Origin of the sequence: Janthinobacterium sp. SUN137, assembly GCF_030587265.1 — a bacterium.
Lineage (GTDB): Bacteria > Pseudomonadota > Gammaproteobacteria > Burkholderiales > Burkholderiaceae_D > Janthinobacterium > Janthinobacterium kumbetense.
In genome coordinates this window covers 218,353-238,819 of record NZ_JAPWHZ010000005.1, presented here as the reverse complement: position 1 = coordinate 238,819, position 20,467 = coordinate 218,353, and the positions used below count along the sequence as shown (strand labels likewise).

Below are 20,467 nucleotides of genomic sequence, written 5' to 3'. Positions count from 1 at the left end.
ATGGATTACCGCTTGTCTAGATTAACGGCGTGCTTGACGGGAACTTGAGGGTGTTTTTGAAAAAAAAGTGAAAATAATTTGGATAATTTTGGCGATCCGCCGGAATCGCCCGCAAACCCGCATGGGTGCAGGGTCGGCGATGCCGGCGCCTGTCACTATTTGACGAGTTCTTCCAATCCCGCGCTCAGTTCGGCTGGCGGCGGCATCTTGTCGACCAGTACCGAGGGCGGCAAACCCAGCGCTTCGGCCACGTTGCCGGGGTAGCAGGCGATGATTTCTTCATTGCTCAGGGCGTTTTCATCGATGCGGGCGCGCCAGGCTGCCAGGTGGATGATGGCGGCCAGGCGGTTCAGCGGCGCCTTGGCCAGCGGGTCGGGAAAGGCGGCGATGGCGTCGGCAAAGGCGCCGGGGAATTTCCAGCGGCGCGCCAGTTCGGCACCCACCTGCGCATAGTCATAGCCCAGCGAGACCCGCTCCGCGTCGAGCCGGCGCGCATCGAGCGGTGGCGCGATCCTGTCGAGCTGCATGGCTTGCTCGGGCATGGCGGCATGGATCACCAGTTGGCCGATCGCATGCATCATGCCGATGGTGAACGCCAGGTCCTGGTTGTCGCCCGTCTGCCTGGCGATCCAGCGGGCCGACACGGCGCTGTGCAGGCTGTAGCGCCAGAATTGTGGCAGGTTCAGGCCTGGCACGGCCTTGAAGCCGCTGACCAGGCCCGAGCTGATGACGAGGGTGCGCACGGTAACAAAGCCGAGCATCAGCACGGCGTCTTCCACCGTGCCGATGCTGCGCGAGACGTGGTAATAGGCTGAATTGGCCAGCCGCAGCAGCTTGGCGCTCAAGGCCGGGTCCGCTCCCAGCTGGCGCGCGATGTCTTCGGTGGCGATGGCGGGGTTGTCGAAACTGCGCACCAGTTCATCGACGATCTTCGGGGCGGCAGGCAGGGCGTGGGGTTGCTGGAACAGCGCTTCCAGTTGCATGGCAATCTCCTTGGCGTACACGCGGCACGGGGTCGTGAAACTATAGGCCGATTTTTTGTCCGCATGCAAAAAAGTTCCGGGATGCTTTTTGCATGGGAAACAGGCTATGATTTTGACTATTCCATCGAAAGGATCGCCATGCACGGTTTGCGTTTTTCCTGGTCCCGGACGCCAGTCCAGGCCGCCATCGTCCTCGCCCTGGCCGGCGTCTCGCTGACCGGCTTGCCCGCCCGGGCGCACGGCCAGCCGGCCGCCGCCGATGTCGCTGGCGCCGCCGTCCCCGCCGCCTTGCCCGGCGACGACTTCTATGACTACGTGAATGGCGACTGGCTGCGCGGCACGGAGATTCCCGCCGACCGCAGCAGCTGGGGTTCGTTCGCCATCCTCGCCAATGCGACCAACGAGCGCATCATCGCCCTCGTCGAAGGCTTGGCGGCGGCGCCGCAGGCCGATGCCTCCGCGCGCCAGGTCAGCGATTTTTACCGTTCCTGGATGGATGAATCGGCTATCGAAGCGAAAGGCTGGGCCCCGATCAAGCCCTTGTTGAGCAAGATCAATGGCATACGCGACCAGGCAGGGCTGGCCCGGGCGTTGGGCGAGAGCTTGCGCGCCGATGTCGACCCGCTCAATTCCACCAATTTTTATACGGAAAACCTGTTCGGCCTGTGGGTGGCGCAAGACTTGAACGACACCACGCGCAATGTCGCCTACCTGCTGCAGGGCGGACTGGGCTTGCCCGACCGTGCCTTTTACCAGGACGACAGCGCCCGCATGCAGGGCTTGCGCGCCGGCTACCAGGCGCATATCGCCGCCATGCTCAAGCAGGCCGGCTACGGCGATGCGCCGGCCCGCGCCGCGCGCGTGTTTGCGCTGGAACAGAAAATTGCCGCCAGCCACGCCAGCCGCGAGGATTCGGCCGATGTCGCCAAGGGCAACAACGCGTGGCGCGCCGCCGACTTCGCCAGCAAGGCGCCGGGCCTGGACTGGCAAGCTTTCTTCCAGGCGGCGGGCCTGGGCAAGCAGACGGATTTCATCGTCTGGCATCCGTCGGCCATGACGGGCAGTGCCGCGCTGGTGGCGAGTGTGCCGCTGGCCACGTGGAAGGATTTCCTGGCCTTCCACGCCATCAACCATTTCAGCACCACCTTGCCGAAGGCGGCCGCCGACCAGCGCTTTGCCTTCTATGGCAGCACCCTGAGCGGCACGCCGCAGCAGTCGCCGCGCAGCAAGCGCGCGCTGGCCGCGACGAATGCGGCCCTCAGCGACGCCGTCGGCAAGCTGTACGTGGAACGCTATTTCCCGCCGGAATCGAAAGCCCGCGTGCAGGAGATGGTGACGAATATCGTCGCCGCCTTCTCGCGCCGCATCGACAAGCTGGACTGGATGGCGCCGGCCACCAAGGCGCAGGCGCAGGAAAAACTGCAAACCCTGTACGTGGGCGTGGGCTATCCGGAACGCTGGGACAGTTATGCTGGCTTGCGCGTGGTGCGCGGCGACGCGCTGGGCAATGTGCAGCGGGCGGAACAGTTCCACTATCGCCAGGAACTGGCCAAGCTGAGCCAGTCGCCCGACCGCAAGGCCTGGGCCATGCCGGCGCAGCTGGTCAACGCCGTCAACCTGCCGCTGCAAAACGCGCTGAACTTCCCGGCCGCCATCCTGCAGCCGCCGTTCTTCGACCCGCAGGCATCCGATGCGGCCAATTACGGCGGCATCGGCGCCACCATCGGCCACGAGATCAGCCACAGCTTCGATGACCAGGGCGCGCAGTTCGACGCCCAGGGCAAGCTGCGCGACTGGTGGACGCCGGCCGACCTGGCGCATTTCCAGACGGCATCCAAGCAATTGGTGGCGCAGTTCGCGGCCTACAAACCATTCCCCGACCTGGCCGTGAATGGCCAGCTGACCCTGAGCGAAAACCTGGCCGACCTGGCCGGCGTGGCGGCCGCGCACGATGCGTTCACCCTGTCGCAGCAGGGCAAGCCGCTGCAGGCGGGCGCGGACCGCGATTTCTTCACGGGCTATGGCGTCAGCTGGCGCAGCAAGGCGCGCGAAGCGGCGGCGCGCCAGCAGATCCTCACGGATGGCCATGCGCCGGCGCAATACCGTGCCGCCACCGTGCGCAATCTCGACGCCTGGTACCCGGCCTTCGACGTCCAGCCGGGCCAGCAGCTGTACCTGGCGCCGGAGCAGCGCGTGCGCGTCTGGTAAGAGTGCTGACGCTGCCGGCCGGGGAGCTGGTCGGCAGCGTAAAATGGCGGAACATATCGACAGGACCGCCATGATGCCAAGCCCACCGCAAGACCCCATCCACGCCATCACGGGCCGCACCCTGGCCCATTACGACGCCAGCGCCGAGCAGTTTTTCGAAGGCACGCGCGACCACGACGTCAGCCAGAACATCGCCGCGCTGCTGGACGCCATCGGCAAGCCGGCGCCGCTGGCCATCCTCGACCTCGGTTGCGGCCCGGGCCGCGACCTGAAGGCGTTCACGGCCATGGGGCATCACGCCACGGGTGTCGATGGCTGCCCCCGCTTCGTCGAGATGGCGCGCGCCTACAGCGGCTGCACCGTGTGGCAGCAGGATTTCGTCGACCTCGATTTGCCGGCCGCGCACTTCGACGGCGTGTTTGCCAATGCCGTGCTGTTCCACGTGCCCAGCGCCGTCTTGCCCGGCGTGCTGCGCGCCTTGCACGCTTGCCTGAAGCCCGGTGGCGTGCTGTTCAGCTCGAATCCGCGCGGGCAGAACCAGGAAGGCTGGAATGGCGCCCGCTACGGCAGCTATCACGACGAGGAGACGTGGGCCGCCTACGTGCAGGCGGCCGGTTTCAGCCTGCTCGACCAGTACTACCGCCCGCCGGGCTTGCCGCGCGAGCAGCAGCCGTGGCTGGCCACCGTGTGGCGCAAGCCCGCGTGATCGCCGATATTGGCGCAAATTGAGCATGTGTTAGGAACCGTACAGAGCATTGATCCCCCGCCCCGTAGTATGGACACATCGACACGCAGCAAGCAGTTTGCAACAGCGTGTGAGCCGCAGTACCGGCCCTTCGGGGCCGGACAACAGATGTACCAACTACAGTGAGGATCCATCATGAACAAAGATCAAGTCGAAGGTAAACTGAAGGAAGTCGGCGGTAAAATCCAGGAAGCCGCTGGCAAGATCGTCGGCAGCGAAGAACAGCAAGCCAAGGGCCTGGCAAACCAGGTCGAAGGCAAAGTGCAGAAGAAAGTTGGCGATGTGAAAGATGCGGTGGAAACCGTCACGCGCAAACCGTAATCTGGCGCACGCATAAAAAAACCGCCGCCTGTCGCGAGACAGGCGGCGGTTTTTTATTTGATGCCGGTCAAACCTATTTCACTGGATCGGCCAGGTTCTGCTTGAAGAACATCTCGATTTTCTTGTACACGTGGCGCTGGCCCGCGCGCGACGAGATGCCGTGCTTGGCGCCCGGATACGTCATCAGGTCGAATTGCACGCCGCGGTTCACCAGCGCGTCGATCAGGCGCGTGCTGTTGCTGAACAAGACGTTATCGTCGGCCATGCCGTGCACCAGCAGCAGCGGCGACTTCAGGCCGTCCAGGTGGGCGAACACGGTGCTGGCCTTGTAGCCATCGACGTTTTCCTTCGGCATGCCGAGGAATTGCTCCGTGTAGTGGGTGTCGTACAGCGACCAGTCGGTCACGGGCGCCACCGAAACGCCCATGGCGATCTTGTCGGACGCGGCCGACAGCAAGCGCAGGGTCATGAAGCCGCCGTAGCTCCAGCCGAACACGCCGATGCGTTTCGCGTCCACGAAGCTTTGCTTGCCCAGCCAGTCGATGCCCACCAGCTGGTCGGCCACTTCCGCCGCGCCCAGGTTGTGATAGATGGCGTCCGTGAACGCGCGCTCGCGGCGCGACGAGCCGCGGTTATCGAGGCGGAAGACGACAAAGCCCTGCTGCGCCATGTACTGGTCGAAGTTGTTGCCCCAGCGGCGAGCCACGTGCTGCGAGTGCGGGCCGCCATACGTCGACAGGTAGACGGGATAGCGCTTGCCCGCGTCGAAGTTCGACGGCTTGACGATCGAATAGTGCAAGGTCTGGCCATCGTTGGCCTTCAGGGTGCCGTATTCCGTCGGCAGGTGGTCCGCCTTGTACTTGAAGTACGGGTGGCTGGCGTTCAGCGCGTTTTCTTCCAGCCAGCCCACCATGGCGCCGTCCGGGCGGCGGATGCTCACTTGCGGCGGCGTGGCCGGGTCGGAATACGTGTCGACGAACACTTCGCCATTGCGCGAGAACGTCGTGTCGTGCCAGCCATCGGCCTTGGTGACGCGCTGCGGCTTGTCGGCCGTGCTGCCATCGAGGGCCAGGGCGTAAGTCTGCTTGTCGATGACGGCGTCGCGGTTCGACGATACGTAGACTTTGCCCGTCTTCTGGTTCACGGCCAGCACGCTGTCGATGCCCCACTCGCCGGAAGTGACCGGGTGCAGCAGCTTGCCGCCCATGTCGTACAGGTACAGGTGGTTGCGGCCCGTGCGCTCGGACGACCACAGGAACTGGCCGTTCGGCAGGAAGCGCAGGTCGTCATGGATGCTGACCCAGGTCTTTGACGTTTCCGTCAGCAGGGTGCGCTGCGCCAGGGTGGCCGCATCGACGGCGACCAGGTCGAGGGTCTTCTGGTCGCGCGACTGGCGCTGGTACACGAGCGACTTGCCGTCCGCGCTCCAGTCGGCGCGCACCAGATAGATGTCCGGGTTCGTGCCCAGGTCCACCTGGCGCTGCGCGCCCGTTTCCGGCGAGACGATCAGCAGCTGCACCAGCACGTTCGGGTCGCCCGCGGCCGGGTAGCGCTGCTCGACGACGTCGGTGCGGTCGGCGAAGATTTCGAAGCGGCGCACGACGGGCACGGGCGCTTCGTCATAGCGTTTATAGGCGATGGCGGAATCGTCGGGAGCCCAGTAGTAGCCGGTGCGCTGGCCCATTTCTTCCTGCGCCACGAATTCGGCTTCGCCATTGCGGATGGTGCCCTTGCCATCGGTGGTCAGCTGGCGTTCCTTGTTCGTCTTGAGGTCGATCACATAGATGTTTTGATCGCGCACAAACGATACGTAGCGGCCTTTCGGCGAGATTTTCGGGTCGAGCACATTGCCCTTGGCGACCAGGCGCGCCTTGTCCGGGTGGGCCGCGTCGACCAGGTACAGATTGCCGGCCAGCGGCACCAGCAGCTGCTTGCCGTCCGGCGACCAGCTGTAGCTGAGAATGCCGTTCAGGCTGGCCGTGCGCTCGCGTTCGCGGCGCGCCTGCTCTTCGGGCGAAATCGTTTCATTCGGCACCAGCGCCTTCGAGTCGACCAGGCGGTGCGTGCTCTTGTCCTTCAGCTTGAATTCCCACAGGTCGAGCTGGAACTGGTTGTCCGAGCGGCCGCGCAGGAACGTGACGCGCTCGCCGTCGGGCGAGACCTTCAGGTTGCGCACGCCGGGGCCGGCCAGCGCCGGATCGGCGTGGATGCGTTCCAGGGTCAGCTTTTCAGCCGATGCGGGAACGCTGGCCATCGCGGCCAGAAAACAAAGAATAAAACGCATGGATGTCTCGGTGATTGTAAAGGGATGTCAAGAAGATGCTTGACAGCAAACGATACCAGAGCACGGCGTTTAATGCGATAGGGCCAGCCACGGAATAATCCGGCAATTGCCTTCTTTACTTTGGCGGAAAGAGTGCAGCGCTGGGGCTTTGTATGGCGAAGCAGGGAGGGCGGCATGCATAAATTGCGCGCCGCCCTGTGTTCCATGCATTGTTTCAATGCGCCGCGCGCAGGCGTTGCAGCGACAGCCGGTTCAAGTACCAGGTCAGCAGCACGGCGGCGACCGTCAAACCCGTGACGAGGCCGATCCAGAAACCGGCGGCGCCCATCGGCTCGGCCGGCGACCAGGGGAAGCCGGCTGGCGCGAGGCCCAGCACGTAGCCGATCGGCAGCGAGAAGCCCCAGAAGGCCAGCAGCTGGATCAGCATCGGCTGGCGCGTCACCTTGTAGCCGCGGATGGCGCAGGACGTGGCCACCTGCGTCGCGTCGGACAGCTGGAACAGGGCGGCGAACAGCAGCAGCTGCGCGCACAGGGCCTGGACTTGCGGGTCGGACGTGTAGGCTTGCGCGATCTGGTGGCGGAACACGGTGATGACGGTGGCCGAGACGATGGCCGCCGTCAGCGACATGGCCACGCCCACCCACGAAATGAAGCGCGCGCGGCGCAGATTGGCTTCGCCCACGGCGTGGCCCACGCGCGTGACCAGCGCGATGCCGAACGTGAGCGGCACCATGAAGACGACGGACGAGAAATTCAGGGCGATCTGGTGCGCGGACACCTGGATCACGCCGAAGCGCGCCACCAGCAGGCTGATGACGCCAAACGCGCTCACTTCGGCAAAGTAGGTCACGCCGATGGGCAGGCCCAGGCGCAGCATGGGGCCGATGGACGACAACTGCGGCCCTTCCCAGTGCGTGAACGGGTACGTGGCGCGGTAGGCGGGCGCGATCTTGATCCAGGCCAGCATGGCCAGCAACATCATCCACACGCAGCAGGTGGTGGCCACGGCGCAGCCCACGCCGCCCATCTTCGGCATGCCCCAGTGGCCGTAGATCAGCAGGTAGTTGACGAGGATATTGAGGCCCAGCGCGGCCAGCGCGATGACCATCACGGGCTTGGTCTGGTTGATGCTGGTGCTGTAGCCGTACAGCGCGCGGTAGGCGGCGAACGGCGGCAGCGCGCAGCTGATGATGTGCACGAACAGCTTGGCCTTGGCCGCCACGTTTGGCTCCAGCATCAGGTGGTCGAACACCAGCGCCGCCATGTTCGTCAGCAGGCAAGCCACGAGGCCCACGAGCAGCGCCTTCCACAGCGACTGGCGCACGATGTGCGGCACCCGGTCGTGGCGCGCGGCGCCGATTTCATGCGCCACCAGCGTATTGATCGCCATCATGATGCCGCTCACGGTGACGAGTACGATGGACCAGATGGCCGCGCCCAGCGAGACGGCGGCCAGTTCCTCGGGATTCGTATGGCCCGTCATCGCCACGTCGGCCGCGCCCATGCCGACGGTGGCCAGCTGGCCGATCAGGATGGGCCATGCCAGCTTCCACAGCGAAGAAATTTCAGTACGGACGGCGGGCAGGGTGAACGAGGTAGTGTGCGGCATGGTCGGCAAGCTTGACTAAACACAAGATTCTACCGGCATTCGCCGTGCTTGTCCGCCGTGCCGCCCCCGGGGGCAGCGCGCGGTAATCATTTGTTACAGCTAAGTGGGCCAGTCGCGGATAGACTGCGCGCTCTATTTGGCAAAATGACCAAATAGTCAACCGCAGTACCCTGACTATGGAGTAAGACCATGTTGAAGAAAGCTTTGAACTGCGCCCTGCTGCTGGGCGCCGCCATGACGGCCGAACTGGCCGGCGCAGGCGAACTGACGCTGTATTCGCGCGACGATTATCACGGCCGCTCGCACACCGTGCGCGACGCCGTCGCCGACCTGGAAGAGGTCCGTTTCAACGACACGACGCAAAGCATCCGCGTGCGCTCGGGCCGCTGGGAAGCGTGCGAGGAAGCCGATTTCCGCGGCGCCTGCTTCCTGCTCGAGGCGGGCGAGTATCCATCGCTGGACGGCCATGCCAACAAGATCACCTCGCTGCGCGAAGTGCGCGGCGGCTGGGATGGTTATCCGGGCCGCGACCGCGACCGGGGGCGCGACTGGGACGGCCGCCGTGACCGCGACCGCGAGCGCGGCCATTTGCCGGGGCGCTCGCTGGGCGGCGAACTGACCTTCTATACCCGCGACGATTTCGCCGGCCGCAGCTTGACCGTGCGCAATGCCTCGGCCGATTTGCGCGAACGCGATTTCAACGACACGGTGCAAAGCGTGCGCGTGCGCTCCGGCTATTGGGAAGTGTGCGAGGACGTGGATTTCCGCGGCCGCTGCCGCACCCTGGAACCCGGTGAATACGCGAGCCTGGAGCGCCTGAGCAACCGCATCTCGTCGGTGCGCGAAGTGCGCTGACGCGGGGCAGCGCGTCAGCGAAATGGCAATAACCGGCTCCCGCAGGGCCGGTTATTGCTTTTGGTAACAATTTGTTGTCCTTTTCTCATACTTTGTTACACCGTTTTTTCTACGGATGGCTACACTGGCATCAGTTGTCATGTCGATCACTTGCCTTTGCCGCCACCGGAGACCGCCCCATGAATCGCCCGTTCGCTTTTGCCCTGCTGTGCGCCAGTTCGCTGTTTGTCCACCTCGCGGCGCAGGCCGGCGAGATCCGCCTGTACACCGACGATAATTTCAAGGGCAGGGTGGTGGTCTTGCGCGATACGACCGATGACCTGTCGCGCGTCAATTTCAATGACGCCGCGTCGAGCATCCAGGTCGAGTCGGGCAGCTGGGAAGTGTGCACGAATTCCGATTTCAAGGGCGATTGCAAGACGCTGGAACGCGGCGACTACCGCTCGATGCCGGGCATGAACGACAAGATTTCATCCGTGCGCGAAGTCGGCGGCAGCAGCAGCAGCGGCGGCCGCCGCGCGGCGCTGGAACTGTATGCGGACGGCGGCCAGCGCGGCGCGTCTGCCGGCATCAACGCGGACCGCGACGACCTGGTCGACATCAGCTTCAACGACCGCGCCAGCAGCGCGCGCATCGAATATGGCTACTGGCAGCTGTGCAGCGATTCCAACTACCGCGGCAGCTGCCGCGTGTTCGGACCTGGCAGCCACGATGACCTGGGCAGCCTGAGCGGGCGCGTGTCGTCGGCGCGCCTCGTCGATCCGCGCGAAGAGAACCGTCCGCAGAATAACGAGGGACTGGTGGTGTTGTACGGCCGCGCGTTCCTGAATGGCCCCGGGCTGCAGGTGAACCGCGACGTCAGCGACCTGGTGCGCCTGAACTTCAACGACCAGGCCGCCTCCATGACCATCCATGAAGGCACCTGGGAAGTGTGCACGGACTCGCAGTTCAGCGGCACCTGCGAGCGCATGGGACCGGGCAAGTATGAAACCCTGGGCGCGACGCTGGAAAAGCGCATTTCCTCGCTGCGTCGCCTGTATTGAATGCGCGACCGGGCCTTCGCCGAGGCCTTGTATTTGTTACACTAACACCCTGGCGTTTTGGCCAGGCGTATCATCACCAAAGAATGAAGAATGGAGTTAATCATGACGGGCCCTTTCAAACACGCGCTGGCATGCGCGGCGACCTTGCTGCTCTCGCTGGGGGCGCATGCAACCGCCCATGCGGGCGATATCACCTTGTTCGAGGATGATAATTTCCGGGGCCGCGCCGTGAACCTGCGCGAGACGACGGACGATTTGTCGCGCTTTGGCTTCAACGACAAGACATCGAGCATCCTGGTGCGTTCAGGAACCTGGGACGTGTGTACCGATGCCGGCTTCCGCGGCAATTGCAAGACCCTGGGGCCGGGCGAGTACCGCTCGATGCCGGGCATGAACGACGCCATCAGTTCGGTGCGCGAATCGGGGCGCGGCGACGGCTACAATCCGGGACGCCCCGGGCGCGATCCGGACCGCGGCCATGGCGGCTATGGCCGTGGCGGCACCCTGGAAGTGTATTCGGGCGCGGGGCAGAATGGCGGCTCGGCGCGCCTGAACCGCGATACGGACGATTTCGTCAGTATCGGCTTCAACGACCGCACCACGAGCATCGTCATCTACAACGGCTACTGGCAGCTGTGCAGCGATTCGAACTACAACGGCGTGTGCCGCATCTTCGGCCCCGGCCGCCACGACGACCTGGGGCGCGGCCTCGATGGGCGCGTCTCGTCGGCGCGCATGGTCGACGAGCGCGAAGCGCGCCGCCAGCAGCAGTATGAGCAGCAGTACCAGCGGCCGCAATACGAGCAGCAGTATCCGCAACAGCAGTACCAGCAGCGCGGTGCCGTCCTGCTGTTCCCCGAAGCGGGCATGCGCGGCGAACCGCTGGCGCTGGACCGCAATGCGGAAGACCTGGTGCGCTACAACTTCAACGACCGCGCCTCGTCCATCGTCGTCAACGAGGGGCAGTGGGAAGTGTGCAGCGATTCGAACTTCCGCGGCCGCTGCGAAGTGATCGGGCCGGGAGAATACGGCCGCCTGAACAGCATGGAAAACCAGATTTCCTCGCTGCGCCGCGTGCGCTGATCGCGTCTTGACGCGGTACTGACAGGCCGCCTGCCGGGTTGACCCCGCCAGGCGGTTTTTACATTCCCTGCCGTGTGCTGACATTTGCTTGCCCTTTGTTACACTCGCCGCCTGCCGCCTGGACTACACTGGCGAAAATGTCTCAGTATTGGAGTTGTCATGGTTCGATCTTTCCGGCCCGCGCTGCTGTGCGCCGCCACCTTTCTCGCCCCCCTTGCCGCATCGGCGGGCGAAATCACCCTGTTCGAGGATGCCGGTTTCCGCGGCCGCCCGGTCACCCTGCGCTCCGATACGGGCGATCTGTCGCGCATGGGCTTTAACGACAAGACCTCCAGCATCATCGTGCGCTCGGGCACCTGGGAAGTGTGCAAGGACGCCAATTACCGTGGCAACTGCCGTACCCTGGGACCGGGCCGCTACGACACCATGCCGGGCATGAACGACGCCGTTTCCTCCGTGCGCGAAGTGGGCCGGCCGGGCCATGGCGGCGGCGATCACCGTCCCTACCCGCCGCGGCCGAACCGCCCGTATCCGGAGCCGGAACGCCCGTATCCTGGTCACGGCCATGGCGGCGGCCACCGTCCCGACATGAATGGCGCCGTGCTGATGTTCCCCGATGCGGGCATGCGCGGCCGACCCGTGCGCCTGGACCGCGAAGTGCATGACTTGAGCCGCTACGGCTTCAACGACCGCGCCGAATCGATCGTCGTCAATTACGGCCGCTGGGAATTCTGCGTCGACGCCAACTTCCGCGGCCGCTGCGTGGTGATGGGGCCAGGCAGCTACGGCCGCCTGCACCATGGCCTGGACCGCCGCATTTCCTCGCTGCGCCGCGTGCGCTAGGCGTTTCCGCTTCCCTGCTGCCGCCCGCGCGACCCCAGTCCCGCGGGCGGTGTTGTATTGTGCGCACGCGCCATCGGCGCCAATTCGTGTACTCTTCCCATAGGCACTTCAACCATGGGGAGCAGGCACGGTGGAATACAAGGATTATTACAAGGAACTTGGCGTCGAAAAGACGGCGACCGAGGCCGAGATCAAGAAGGCGTACCGCAAGCTGGTACGCAAATACCATCCCGACGTGAGCAAGGAGCCGGACGCCGACAAGCGCACCAAGGCCCTCAACGAAGCCTACGGCGTGCTGGGCGACGCGGAAAAGCGCGCCGCCTACGATGAACTGGGGCGCAGCGCGCAGGGCCATCCCAAGGGAGAACCTTTCCGACCGCCGCCGGACTGGGGTGCGGGCTACGAATCGTCGGGCGCCGACGACAGCGACTTCTTTGCCGACCTGTTCGCCCACGTGGGCGGGCGGCGCCGCGCCAACAGCACGTTCCAGATGCAGGGCGAGGACAGCCACGCCGCCATCACCATCGATTTGCAGGACAGCTACCAGGGCGCCAAGCGCCATATCGTCATGCGCGTGCCCGAGGCGGATGCGCAAGGCCACGTGGTGACGCGCGAACGCACGCTGGAAGTGACGATACCGAAAGGCGTCACGGAGGGCCAGCAGCTGCGCATGAAGGGGCAGGGCAATCCGGGCAGCGGCGGCGCGCCCGCCGGCGACCTGTACCTGGAAATCCGCTTCCGGCCCGATGCGCGCTACAAGGTGGAAGGGCGCGACGTCTTCGAGACGGTGCCCGTCACGCCGTGGGAAGCGGCGCTGGGCGGCGAGATCGACGTGCCCACGCCATCGGGCACGGTGTCCGTCAGCGTACCGCCCAATTCGCAGACGGGGCGCAAGCTGCGCCTGAAGGGACGGGGCATCCCCGCCGCCCAGCCGGGCGACCTGTATCTGCTGCTGGAAGTGGTGCTGCCGCCAGCGAACGATGACAAGGCGCGCGAACTGTATGCAACCATGGCGCGCGAGATGGCTTTCAATCCGCGCCAGAAGCTGGGAGGGTAAATCATGACAAACAAGGTAATTGGCGAATTGCTCGAAGACCGTGCCCTGAGCCTGGAAGAACTGGCGCGCGCCTGCGCCGTGGAGCCGGACTGGGTGGTGCAGCACGTGCAGACGGGCGTGCTGCTGCAAAATGGCCCGCCGGCGGGGCAACTCACGGCCTGGCGCTTCACCAGCCTGGACCTGGTGCGCGCGCGCCGCCTGCACGAAATCGAATCCGTGTTCGACGCGAACGCCGAACTGGCCGCGCTGGTGGTCGACTTGTCGGAAGAAGTGGCGCGCCTGCGGCGCCGCCTGCACGTGCTGGGCGTCGATTAGGCCTTATGCCGGCTCGCCGTGCCGCTGCACGGTGAGCCGGGCAATATAGAACTGCCCGTCGACGACCACCCGGTGCGGGATGCCGGCCACGTCGAAGCCGGGGCCGCCGTCTTCCATCCATTCCTGCGCCAGCGAATCGAATTGCTGCGGCGTCATGCGCAGCATCTGCGCCGTGATGACGAAGCGCGCGCCAGGTTTTTGTTTGTTGACGAAGTCGTCGATGCCGGCCATGTGGTTCCTTCTGATGCTGATCAATGTATGCGCGCATGATACCCGCCCGCGCGCGCTTCTAGAAGACTTGTGCCAGTAGCGGCAACTGTTCCGCGAACCGCTCCGTCAGCCACTTGCCCGCCTGGCCCGGCGGCGTGTCGGCGCGCTGGATCAGGTAAATCGGGTAATTTTCGCCATTGTCGACGGCCAGCGGCAGGTGCGCCAGGCGGCCTTCCGCCAGGTCGTCGCGCACCATCGCTTCGGGCATGTTGCCCCAGCCCAGGCCCGCGCGCAGCAGCGCGTGCTTGGAACCGAGGTCGCCCAGGCGCCAGTTGCGCAATCCCAGCACGCCGAAATCCTGGCCTTCCGTCAGCACGCTGCGGTCGCTGAGTACCAGCTGCACGTGTTCGCGCGCCACGTTGGAGGGAATCGGGCCTGCCAGCTGCGCCAGCGCGTGGCTGGGCGCTGCCACGGGAATCAGGCGCACGTGGCCCACGGCCAGGCGCTCGAAGACGCTGGCCGTGGCCGTCATCCAGCCACCGAGGCCGATGTGGCAGCTGCCATCCATCACCAGTTGCGCCACGGCGCCCATCGCCTCGATGCGCAGGCGCAGGGCGACGGTGGGGAACTGCGCCTGGAACGCTTCGAGCACGCGCACCAGCACGCAGGTGGGAAACATCACGTCGACCACCACCGACACTTCCGCCTCCAGCCCGCCGGCCAAGGCCTTGGCACGCGCACGCATGCCGTCGACCTTCAGGGCCACGGCGCGCGCGTCGGCCAGCAGGGCCTTGCCCGCGTCCGTCAGGGTGGGCTTGCGCTTGCCGCGGTCGAGCAGCACCACGTTCAGTTGTTCTTCCAGGTTGGCGATGGTGTAGCTGATCACCGACTGCGTGCGGTGCAACTGGCGCGCCGCGTGGGCGAAACCGCCCGCGTCGATGACGGCGACAAACACGCGCAACTGGTCGAGCGAAGGTTGGCCCGGTTCTCTCATGCTGACTCCATATCTAGAAATTCGATGCTAATCATTTATATTTACACGGTTTTCTCGATGGTAGACCCGAACTATGCTGTGTACAAGGGCTGCGATGCGGCCATTCCCGTCACCCGTTTTCACAGGAGCACTTCATGAGCAAGGTCTTATACATTAATAGCAGCGTGCGCAACAGCGGTTCCCTTTCTCGTCAATTGTCCGGCGAATTCGTCGCCAAACTGGCCGCGCAAGGCGCCAGCGTGGTCGAACGCGACCTGGCGGCGCAGCCCGTGCCGCACTTGACGGAAGAGGTGATGGGCGCCTTCTTCACGCCGGCCGACCAGCGCAGCGCGCACGCGGCAGCGGCCGTGCAATTGTCCGATACCCTGGTCGACGAATTGCTGGCGGCCGACGTGCTGGTGCTGGCCGCGCCCATGTACAACTTTTCCGTGCCCTCGACCCTGAAGGCGTGGATCGACCACGTGGCGCGCGCGGGCCGCACGTTCCAGTACACGGCGACGGGCCCGGTCGGCCTGGCCACGGGCAAGAAAGCGGTCATTTTCACGGCCAGCGGCGGCGTCTACAGCGAAGGCCCCGGCGCCGCGTATGACTACCTGAGCACTTATCTGCGCACGGCGCTGGGCTTCATCGGCATCACCGAGATCGAGTTCGTGCAAGCCGAAGGCGTGGCCATGGGCGAGGAAGCCGTCAGCAGCGCGATTGCCAAGGGCCGCGCGTCGATCGAAGCTCTGGCTGCCTGAATCAGGGTCGCCTCTAGTTCCAAAGGGGGATTGCCAATCTGCCATGGTTGACATAAGCTTGCCGGCGGCACGCCCCGTGCCGGCCCGGCGAGCGGTTCGCCATGAAAGTCCCTCATGCACAAGTTGGCAAGCGCAATATTGTTCGGATGTTCTTTGTTTTCAGCAGGCATTGCGCTGGCGCAAACTGCGCCCGTGGCGCCGCCCCACGTGGGGCGCCACGCTTCCACGCCCGAAGATATCCGCGCCATCGAAAAAGTCGTCGCCGACTTCCAGGCGGCCCTGATCGCCAAGGATGTCAAGCTGCTGTCGTCGCTGCTGCTGCATACGAACATCCTGTTCGCCTCGCCTGCCGACGACGATTTCATCAAGAAAATGCGCGACACGACGGACGTCCACTTCGACGGCGTCGGGGCGGCCGGCTATGTCGGTTTCGCCAACTTCATCAAGCGCGAACCGCAGCGCACGGAAGAAAAATTCTACAACGTCAAGATCACCCAGGACCGCCATGTCGCGTGGGTCAACTTCGACTACGAATTCCTCGTCGGCAATAAATTGTCCAACTATGGCGTGGAAGCGTGGCAAATGGTCAAGCGCGATGGCGAATGGAAAATCCTCAGCGTCGTGTGGTCCATGCATTCCGCGGCCGAGGCCGGAAAGTAGGGGGCCGGCGACGCCGTGTCAGTCGCGCGGCAGCTCGCGGATTTCCACCGTCCCCCCTGCGTTCAGTACGGGGTTTCCGATTAACAATTTTTTTGCATCGTCTATACTTTCAGCTTGTACACGTATATAACCTGACAAGTGTGGCGTCACCGGTTTGGCCTGGCCGGACCGGTGCACGCAGATACCGGGACCGATGGAACTGCCGCCGCAGAAGCGGCCGCTGGCCCTGAGCATGGCGAAGTAATCTTCCCAGGCCGGCGTGGCGACGTCCACCGGTGTTTCCGTGTCGTCGTGCATGAAGATGAGGTAGTCATTCATCCATTTTCTCCTATGCCGCGTTATAAAAACAAAGCCGCATCGGGTATCCCGAGCAGGCGTGAACGCATGGTTTTACCTTTTTACCGCGTCAGTCCGTAGAGACAAGCTGTCCGGCCATGTCATTTTTGGAGCGAACATCGTGCCGATAAAGTATGTTGATTTTTATGAGGTGAATTACACGGCGGAACCCTTGCGGGGCTGCAAGCTATGGGGCGCCTACGTCGCCATCTATGCCCCGTCGCGCAACCCCATGCACCGGGTCAACCTGGTGAAAAAGCGCCGGGTATCGGCCGACCACCAGTTTACAACGGAAGCGGACGCCGTGGCGGAAGCGGGCGAGGTGGCCGTCAAGCTTGTCGAGCGGCGCCAGCGCCGCTATGTCTTCCATCCCTGAAGCGTCGCGTGGCTTGTTTCGGCGCAAGTTATTGCGAGTGAGCACAGTCCGGGCGTAGCCGGTGCAGGCGCGCCGGCGCAGTTGCCCGTATCATGCGAACTATTGCCACGCCAGAGGACCGCCATGAAACGCCAGTTGCACCTGCTCGTCATCGATCCGCAAAACGATTTTTGCGACTTGCCCGCCGCATGGCTGCCGCCAGATGCCGCACCGGCGCTGGCCGTGCCCGGCGCCCACCAGGATATGCTGCGCGTGGCGCAATTGATCCGCGAAGGGGGAGGCGGTTTGACGCAGATCAGCATCACGCTCGACGCGCACCACCGCTACGACATCGCCCACCCCGCCTTCTGGCGCACGGGCGATGGCGGCGCCGTGCCGCCATTTACGCAGATCAGCGCGCAGCAGGTGCGCGACCGCCTGTTCCTGCCCGCCGCCAGCGGCGCCTTGCCGCGCGCGCTGGCTTATCTGGATGCCTTGCAGCAAGCGGGGCGCTATCAATTGATGGTGTGGCCCGTGCATTGCGAGATCGGCAGCTGGGGGCAGAATGTCCATGCGGCCGTACGCGCCGCCTACAACGCGTGGGAAGTGGAGCGGCTGCAAGTGGTGGCCAAGCTGAGCAAGGGTTCGAACCCATGGACCGAGCATTACTCGGCCGTCATGGCGGAAGTGCCCGATCCGCAGGATGCCGCCACCCAGCTCAACCGCGCCTTCCTCGATACCTTGCTGCCGGCGCAGCAGATTTATGTCACCGGCGAAGCGGGCAGCCATTGCGTGAAAGCCAGCACCGAGCACATCGCCGACTACCTGCAAGCGCAGCAGGGACGGCAGGCCCTGTCGCGCCTGGTCTTGCTGACGGACTGCATGAGCCCCGTCACGGGCTTTGCATCACAGCAGCGCGACTTCCTGGCCGCCATGCAAGCGCGCGGCGCGCGGCTGGCCACGTCTGCCGACGTCTTGCCCGAACTGCAGGCGAATGCGATTGCCTGAGCCATTGTCGATTGTGTCCTGCTGAAATGCTTGCAGTGGCGTACTATTCTGGCTTCAGGAAGTTGGAGAAAACACACATGACCCCGATAGTGCGCAGTTTGCTGGAAACCGATCTGTATAAATTTACAATGTGGCAAGCATTGCTGCACGGTCATCCGAATACTCATACCGAATACGAATTTGTCTGCCGCAACGCCACGGCCTTTCCCCTGGCCGAACTGAAGGGCGAACTGGAGGAACAGCTCGACCATTTATGCTCGATGTCGTTTGCCGACGACGAGCTGGCCTATCTGCGCACCCTGCGCTTCATGAAGAGCGATTTCGTCGACTTCTTGACGGTGTTCCGCTTCCAGCGAAAATTCATCGACGTCAGCACGGATGGCGACACCTTGCTCGTGCACGCGGCCGGGCCGCAAGTGCACGTGATGGGCTTCGAGATTTTCGTGCTGTACATCATCAACGAACTGTATTTCCGCCGTTTCGACCTCGATGCGGCCATGCGCGAAGGGCGCCACCGCCTGGGATTGAAAGTGGCGGCCGTGAAGGAGTTCGGCAAGCTGCCAAGGCGCAAGCATCCATTCGAATTTTCCGATTTCGGCGTGCGCCGGCGCTTTTCCGGCGCCTGGCATGACGAGGTGGTGCAGCGCCTGGCGCGCGAGGTGCCCGAGTATTTCAAGGGCACGTCGAATGTCTACCTGGCGAAAAAGCTCGGCATCGTGCCGATCGGCACCATGGCCCATGAATACATGCAATCGTTCCAGTCGTTTGGCGTGCGCCTGCGCGACTTTCAAAAGGCGGCACTGGAAGACTGGGTGCAGGAATACCGGGGCGACTTGGGCATCGCCCTGACGGACGTGGTGGGAATGGACGCCTTCCTGGCCGACTTCGACCTGTATTTCGCCAAGCTGTTCGACGGCTTGCGCCACGATTCGGGCGACCCCGTCGAGTGGGGCGAGAAGGCGCTGGCCCACTATGCGGCCCTGCGCATCGACGCCAATACCAAGCGCCTCGTATTTTCCGACGGCCTGGACCTGGACAAGGCGTTTGCCCTGTACCAGCACTTCGCCGACCGCATCATGACGGGCTTTGGCATCGGCACCAATCTCACCAACGATGTCGGTTTGACGCCGCTCAACATCGTCATGAAACTGGTGCGCTGCAATGGCCAGTCCGTGGCGAAACTGTCGGATTCGCCGGGCAAGACCCTGTGCAAGGATGAAACTTTCCTCGCTTACTTGCGGCAAGTGTTTCACCACCCGGCAGTGTAGGTGCCTGTCTAGAAGCCCGTCACTACCGTGTTCATGTGCTCGACCTGGGGCGGGGCGGCAAAGAATTCGCCCACCAGGCCGCGCCACGCCTGGAAGTCGTCGCTGCCGCGGAAATGCACGGTATGGTCTTCCAGCGTCGTCCAGCCCACGACGAGGCGGTAGGCGTCGCCGTTTTCGATCGAGCGCTCGAGGCGCATCGACTCGCAGCCGCGCGCGCGCTGGAACAGGGGGATGGCTTTCGTCACGGCCGCTTCGAAGGCAGCGTGCGTGGCCGATTTGATCTGGATGTGGGCAATTTCAAAAATCATGGCAAGTTCCACTGAGGAATGAAGGAAGCTTGATCTTGCCATAATTTGGCCGCGCGGGGGAGAGCGCCTCAGCCAGCGAGCGTAGCGACGCCTGCGCGCCGGCCGCCCGCGTGGCTGGCCGTGCGCTGGTCGATATCGCAGCCGTGATGCGCCTGCACGATGGCGTGCGCCCGTTCCCGTTCCTGCGCATTGCCGATGGCTACGACGAGGCGGAACATGCCGCGCCACGCGGCCTTGCCCTGTATGGGGACGGTGGGGACGGCCTCGTCGTCGACCGTGTCGAGCTGCACGGCGTGCGCGGGGAAACCATCGTCGAGCAGGGCGCTGCGGGCCTGCTGCGCATCGGCAAAATGGTCGAAGATGCGGATCAGGGCAGGCACAGCAAGGGGGCTGGTGGCGGTGTGCATGGCCAGGCTTTCGAGTGGGGGCGTCCGAGTTTGACCTGCCAGCCTGTAAAAAATTCTGCCTCAGCCTGTAAAATCCTCGATCAAGACGCAAAAGTTTGATAAATATCCAGTATGGTTGCCAAGTCGCGCTAAGATACGGCTTGCGGTGTGTCCTGCAGGCAAGGATATGGGATCAATCTTTCATAGGAGAACTAAATGGCAGCGAAGAAAATTCTGTTTTTGACCGGCGATTTTGCAGAAGATTATGAGACGATGGTGCCGTTCCAGGCCCTGCTGATGCTCGGCCATACCGTGCATGCCGTGTGTCCCGGCAAGAAGAGCGGCGAGACGATCAAGACGGCCATCCACGATTTCGAGGGCGACCAGACCTACACGGAAAAGCCGGGCCATTTGTTCACCCTGAACGCCAGCTTCGACGACATCGACCCGGCCCAGTATGACGCCGTGATGATCGCCGGCGGCCGCGCCCCCGAATACCTGCGCCTGAACGAGAAAGTCATCGCCGCCGTGCGCCATTTCGCCGAGGCGGGCAAGCCTGTCGCGGCCGTCTGCCACGGTGCGCAGTTGCTGGCCGCCGCCGACGTCATCCGCGGCAAGCGCATTTCCGCCTATCCCGCCTGCGCGCCGGAAGTGAAGCTGGCGGGCGGCACGTATGCCGACATCGCCGTCACGGACGCCGTCACGGATGGCCAGTTCGTCACGGCGCCCGCCTGGCCCGCGCACCCGGCCTGGCTGGCGCAGTTCGTCAAGCTGCTCGGTACCGAGATCCGTTTGTAACCTTTACCAGCCCGGCAAGCCGCAGCGCTTGCCGGGCGCACCACTTTTCAGATTCGAG

23 protein-coding genes are annotated in these 20,467 nt (G+C 64.1%); 15 read left to right on the top strand and 8 right to left on the bottom strand.

What is annotated here, in order from left to right; translation table 11 throughout:
* Positions 1-155: 155 nt before the first annotated feature.
* The gene (locus O3298_RS25140; RefSeq protein WP_305060811.1) at positions 156-983 is read right to left on the bottom strand and encodes an HDOD domain-containing protein; all 828 of its coding nucleotides are present in this window, start codon (positions 981-983) and stop codon (positions 156-158) included.
* A 138-nt stretch (positions 984-1,121) separates the two neighbouring features.
* Between O3298_RS25140 and O3298_RS25135 the strand changes: the two genes are divergently transcribed.
* From O3298_RS25135 to O3298_RS25125, 3 genes are all read left to right on the top strand, one after another.
* Positions 1,122-3,191, top strand: a complete 2,070-nt coding sequence (locus O3298_RS25135; protein WP_305060810.1) for a M13 family metallopeptidase — start codon at positions 1,122-1,124, stop codon at positions 3,189-3,191.
* A 73-nt stretch (positions 3,192-3,264) separates the two neighbouring features.
* Positions 3,265-3,897: a bifunctional 2-polyprenyl-6-hydroxyphenol methylase/3-demethylubiquinol 3-O-methyltransferase UbiG gene (locus O3298_RS25130; RefSeq protein WP_305060958.1), complete on the top strand. Its 633-nt coding sequence runs from the start codon at positions 3,265-3,267 to the stop codon at positions 3,895-3,897.
* A gap of 174 nt (positions 3,898-4,071) precedes the next feature.
* Entirely contained in the window at positions 4,072-4,257 is a 186-nt protein-coding gene (locus O3298_RS25125; RefSeq protein ID WP_077400637.1) for a CsbD family protein, read from the top strand.
* Between the two features lie 73 nt (positions 4,258-4,330).
* On the opposite strand, the gene O3298_RS25120 is transcribed toward O3298_RS25125, so the two are convergent.
* Both O3298_RS25120 and O3298_RS25115 read right to left on the bottom strand, forming a co-directional pair.
* Positions 4,331-6,541, bottom strand: coding sequence for a S9 family peptidase (locus O3298_RS25120; protein WP_305060809.1), 2,211 nt, complete (start codon positions 6,539-6,541; stop codon positions 4,331-4,333).
* Between the two features lie 214 nt (positions 6,542-6,755).
* Positions 6,756-8,150, bottom strand: coding sequence for an MATE family efflux transporter (locus tag O3298_RS25115; protein WP_289899957.1), 1,395 nt, complete (start codon positions 8,148-8,150; stop codon positions 6,756-6,758).
* Positions 8,151-8,339: 189 nt separating this feature from the next.
* On the opposite strand from O3298_RS25115, the gene O3298_RS25110 reads away from it, so the two are divergent.
* The 6 genes from O3298_RS25110 (at position 8,340) to O3298_RS25085 (ending at position 13,346) form a co-directional block, all read left to right on the top strand.
* A complete protein-coding gene (locus tag O3298_RS25110) occupies positions 8,340-9,005 on the top strand; it encodes a beta/gamma crystallin family protein (protein ID WP_099665187.1) in 666 nt (221 codons plus the stop codon).
* Between the two features lie 179 nt (positions 9,006-9,184).
* Positions 9,185-10,048 carry a beta/gamma crystallin-related protein gene (locus tag O3298_RS25105; protein ID WP_305060808.1) on the top strand — a complete coding sequence of 288 codons (864 nt, stop codon included), beginning with the start codon at positions 9,185-9,187 and terminating at the stop codon, positions 10,046-10,048.
* 102 nt (positions 10,049-10,150) lie between these two features.
* The gene (locus tag O3298_RS25100; RefSeq protein ID WP_305056839.1) at positions 10,151-11,131 is read left to right on the top strand and encodes a beta/gamma crystallin-related protein; all 981 of its coding nucleotides are present in this window, start codon (positions 10,151-10,153) and stop codon (positions 11,129-11,131) included.
* 159 nt (positions 11,132-11,290) lie between these two features.
* Positions 11,291-11,974, top strand: coding sequence for a beta/gamma crystallin-related protein (locus O3298_RS25095; protein ID WP_289918267.1), 684 nt, complete (start codon positions 11,291-11,293; stop codon positions 11,972-11,974).
* Positions 11,975-12,104: 130 nt separating this feature from the next.
* Entirely contained in the window at positions 12,105-13,031 is a 927-nt protein-coding gene (locus O3298_RS25090) for a DnaJ C-terminal domain-containing protein (RefSeq protein ID WP_099665183.1), read from the top strand.
* 3 nt (positions 13,032-13,034) lie between these two features.
* On the top strand, positions 13,035-13,346 hold the full coding sequence (locus O3298_RS25085; protein ID WP_099665182.1) for a MerR family transcriptional regulator: 312 nt from the start codon (positions 13,035-13,037) through the stop codon (positions 13,344-13,346).
* A 3-nt stretch (positions 13,347-13,349) separates the two neighbouring features.
* On the opposite strand, the gene O3298_RS25080 is transcribed toward O3298_RS25085, so the two are convergent.
* Entirely contained in the window at positions 13,350-13,577 is a 228-nt protein-coding gene (locus O3298_RS25080) for a hypothetical protein (RefSeq protein ID WP_099665181.1), read from the bottom strand.
* Positions 13,578-13,635: 58 nt separating this feature from the next.
* Entirely contained in the window at positions 13,636-14,550 is a 915-nt protein-coding gene (locus O3298_RS25075) for a LysR family transcriptional regulator (RefSeq protein ID WP_305060807.1), read from the bottom strand.
* A 134-nt stretch (positions 14,551-14,684) separates the two neighbouring features.
* On the opposite strand from O3298_RS25075, the gene O3298_RS25070 reads away from it, so the two are divergent.
* Both O3298_RS25070 and O3298_RS25065 read left to right on the top strand, forming a co-directional pair.
* Entirely contained in the window at positions 14,685-15,290 is a 606-nt protein-coding gene (locus O3298_RS25070) for an FMN-dependent NADH-azoreductase (protein ID WP_289913424.1), read from the top strand.
* A gap of 153 nt (positions 15,291-15,443) precedes the next feature.
* Positions 15,444-15,950, top strand: a complete 507-nt coding sequence (locus O3298_RS25065) for a nuclear transport factor 2 family protein (protein ID WP_289906236.1) — start codon at positions 15,444-15,446, stop codon at positions 15,948-15,950.
* A gap of 18 nt (positions 15,951-15,968) precedes the next feature.
* On the opposite strand, the gene O3298_RS25060 is transcribed toward O3298_RS25065, so the two are convergent.
* On the bottom strand, positions 15,969-16,268 hold the full coding sequence (locus O3298_RS25060) for a hypothetical protein (protein WP_099665177.1): 300 nt from the start codon (positions 16,266-16,268) through the stop codon (positions 15,969-15,971).
* A 139-nt stretch (positions 16,269-16,407) separates the two neighbouring features.
* On the opposite strand from O3298_RS25060, the gene O3298_RS25055 reads away from it, so the two are divergent.
* The 3 genes from O3298_RS25055 to pncB all read left to right on the top strand — a co-directional run bounded on the left by O3298_RS25055 (position 16,408) and on the right by pncB (position 18,917).
* The gene (locus O3298_RS25055) at positions 16,408-16,662 is read left to right on the top strand and encodes a hypothetical protein (RefSeq protein WP_099665176.1); all 255 of its coding nucleotides are present in this window, start codon (positions 16,408-16,410) and stop codon (positions 16,660-16,662) included.
* 123 nt (positions 16,663-16,785) lie between these two features.
* Positions 16,786-17,649 carry a cysteine hydrolase gene (locus O3298_RS25050; RefSeq protein ID WP_305060806.1) on the top strand — a complete coding sequence of 288 codons (864 nt, stop codon included), beginning with the start codon at positions 16,786-16,788 and terminating at the stop codon, positions 17,647-17,649.
* Between the two features lie 77 nt (positions 17,650-17,726).
* The gene (gene pncB, locus O3298_RS25045; RefSeq protein ID WP_034781917.1) at positions 17,727-18,917 is read left to right on the top strand and encodes a nicotinate phosphoribosyltransferase; all 1,191 of its coding nucleotides are present in this window, start codon (positions 17,727-17,729) and stop codon (positions 18,915-18,917) included.
* An 8-nt stretch (positions 18,918-18,925) separates the two neighbouring features.
* Here the strand turns inward: pncB and O3298_RS25040 are convergent, their stop codons facing one another.
* Positions 18,926-19,225, bottom strand: coding sequence for an antibiotic biosynthesis monooxygenase (locus tag O3298_RS25040; protein ID WP_034781921.1), 300 nt, complete (start codon positions 19,223-19,225; stop codon positions 18,926-18,928).
* Between the two features lie 68 nt (positions 19,226-19,293).
* On the bottom strand, positions 19,294-19,632 hold the full coding sequence (locus O3298_RS25035; RefSeq protein WP_305060805.1) for a hypothetical protein: 339 nt from the start codon (positions 19,630-19,632) through the stop codon (positions 19,294-19,296).
* Positions 19,633-19,827: 195 nt separating this feature from the next.
* On the opposite strand from O3298_RS25035, the gene O3298_RS25030 reads away from it, so the two are divergent.
* A complete protein-coding gene (locus O3298_RS25030; protein WP_305060804.1) occupies positions 19,828-20,409 on the top strand; it encodes a DJ-1/PfpI family protein in 582 nt (193 codons plus the stop codon).
* The last annotated feature ends 58 nt before the right edge of the window (positions 20,410-20,467 follow it).

Coding starts and splice junctions, on each gene's coding strand:
- O3298_RS25140 (WP_305060811.1), bottom strand. CDS start 983: ATGCAACTGGAAGCGCTGTTCCAGCAACCCCACGCCCTGCCTGCCGCC.
- O3298_RS25100 (WP_305056839.1), top strand. CDS start 10,151: ATGACGGGCCCTTTCAAACACGCGCTGGCATGCGCGGCGACCTTGCTG.
- O3298_RS25040 (WP_034781921.1), bottom strand. CDS start 19,225: ATGATTTTTGAAATTGCCCACATCCAGATCAAATCGGCCACGCACGCT.
- O3298_RS25060 (WP_099665177.1), bottom strand. CDS start 16,268: ATGAATGACTACCTCATCTTCATGCACGACGACACGGAAACACCGGTG.
- O3298_RS25115 (WP_289899957.1), bottom strand. CDS start 8,150: ATGCCGCACACTACCTCGTTCACCCTGCCCGCCGTCCGTACTGAAATT.
- O3298_RS25130 (WP_305060958.1), top strand. CDS start 3,265: ATGCCAAGCCCACCGCAAGACCCCATCCACGCCATCACGGGCCGCACC.
- O3298_RS25135 (WP_305060810.1), top strand. CDS start 1,122: ATGCACGGTTTGCGTTTTTCCTGGTCCCGGACGCCAGTCCAGGCCGCC.
- O3298_RS25110 (WP_099665187.1), top strand. CDS start 8,340: ATGTTGAAGAAAGCTTTGAACTGCGCCCTGCTGCTGGGCGCCGCCATG.
- pncB (WP_034781917.1), top strand. CDS start 17,727: ATGACCCCGATAGTGCGCAGTTTGCTGGAAACCGATCTGTATAAATTT.
- O3298_RS25050 (WP_305060806.1), top strand. CDS start 16,786: ATGAAACGCCAGTTGCACCTGCTCGTCATCGATCCGCAAAACGATTTT.
- O3298_RS25095 (WP_289918267.1), top strand. CDS start 11,291: ATGGTTCGATCTTTCCGGCCCGCGCTGCTGTGCGCCGCCACCTTTCTC.
- O3298_RS25080 (WP_099665181.1), bottom strand. CDS start 13,577: ATGGCCGGCATCGACGACTTCGTCAACAAACAAAAACCTGGCGCGCGC.
- O3298_RS25125 (WP_077400637.1), top strand. CDS start 4,072: ATGAACAAAGATCAAGTCGAAGGTAAACTGAAGGAAGTCGGCGGTAAA.
- O3298_RS25070 (WP_289913424.1), top strand. CDS start 14,685: ATGAGCAAGGTCTTATACATTAATAGCAGCGTGCGCAACAGCGGTTCC.
- O3298_RS25075 (WP_305060807.1), bottom strand. CDS start 14,550: ATGAGAGAACCGGGCCAACCTTCGCTCGACCAGTTGCGCGTGTTTGTC.
- O3298_RS25105 (WP_305060808.1), top strand. CDS start 9,185: ATGAATCGCCCGTTCGCTTTTGCCCTGCTGTGCGCCAGTTCGCTGTTT.
- O3298_RS25120 (WP_305060809.1), bottom strand. CDS start 6,541: ATGCGTTTTATTCTTTGTTTTCTGGCCGCGATGGCCAGCGTTCCCGCA.
- O3298_RS25085 (WP_099665182.1), top strand. CDS start 13,035: ATGACAAACAAGGTAATTGGCGAATTGCTCGAAGACCGTGCCCTGAGC.
- O3298_RS25035 (WP_305060805.1), bottom strand. CDS start 19,632: ATGCACACCGCCACCAGCCCCCTTGCTGTGCCTGCCCTGATCCGCATC.
- O3298_RS25030 (WP_305060804.1), top strand. CDS start 19,828: ATGGCAGCGAAGAAAATTCTGTTTTTGACCGGCGATTTTGCAGAAGAT.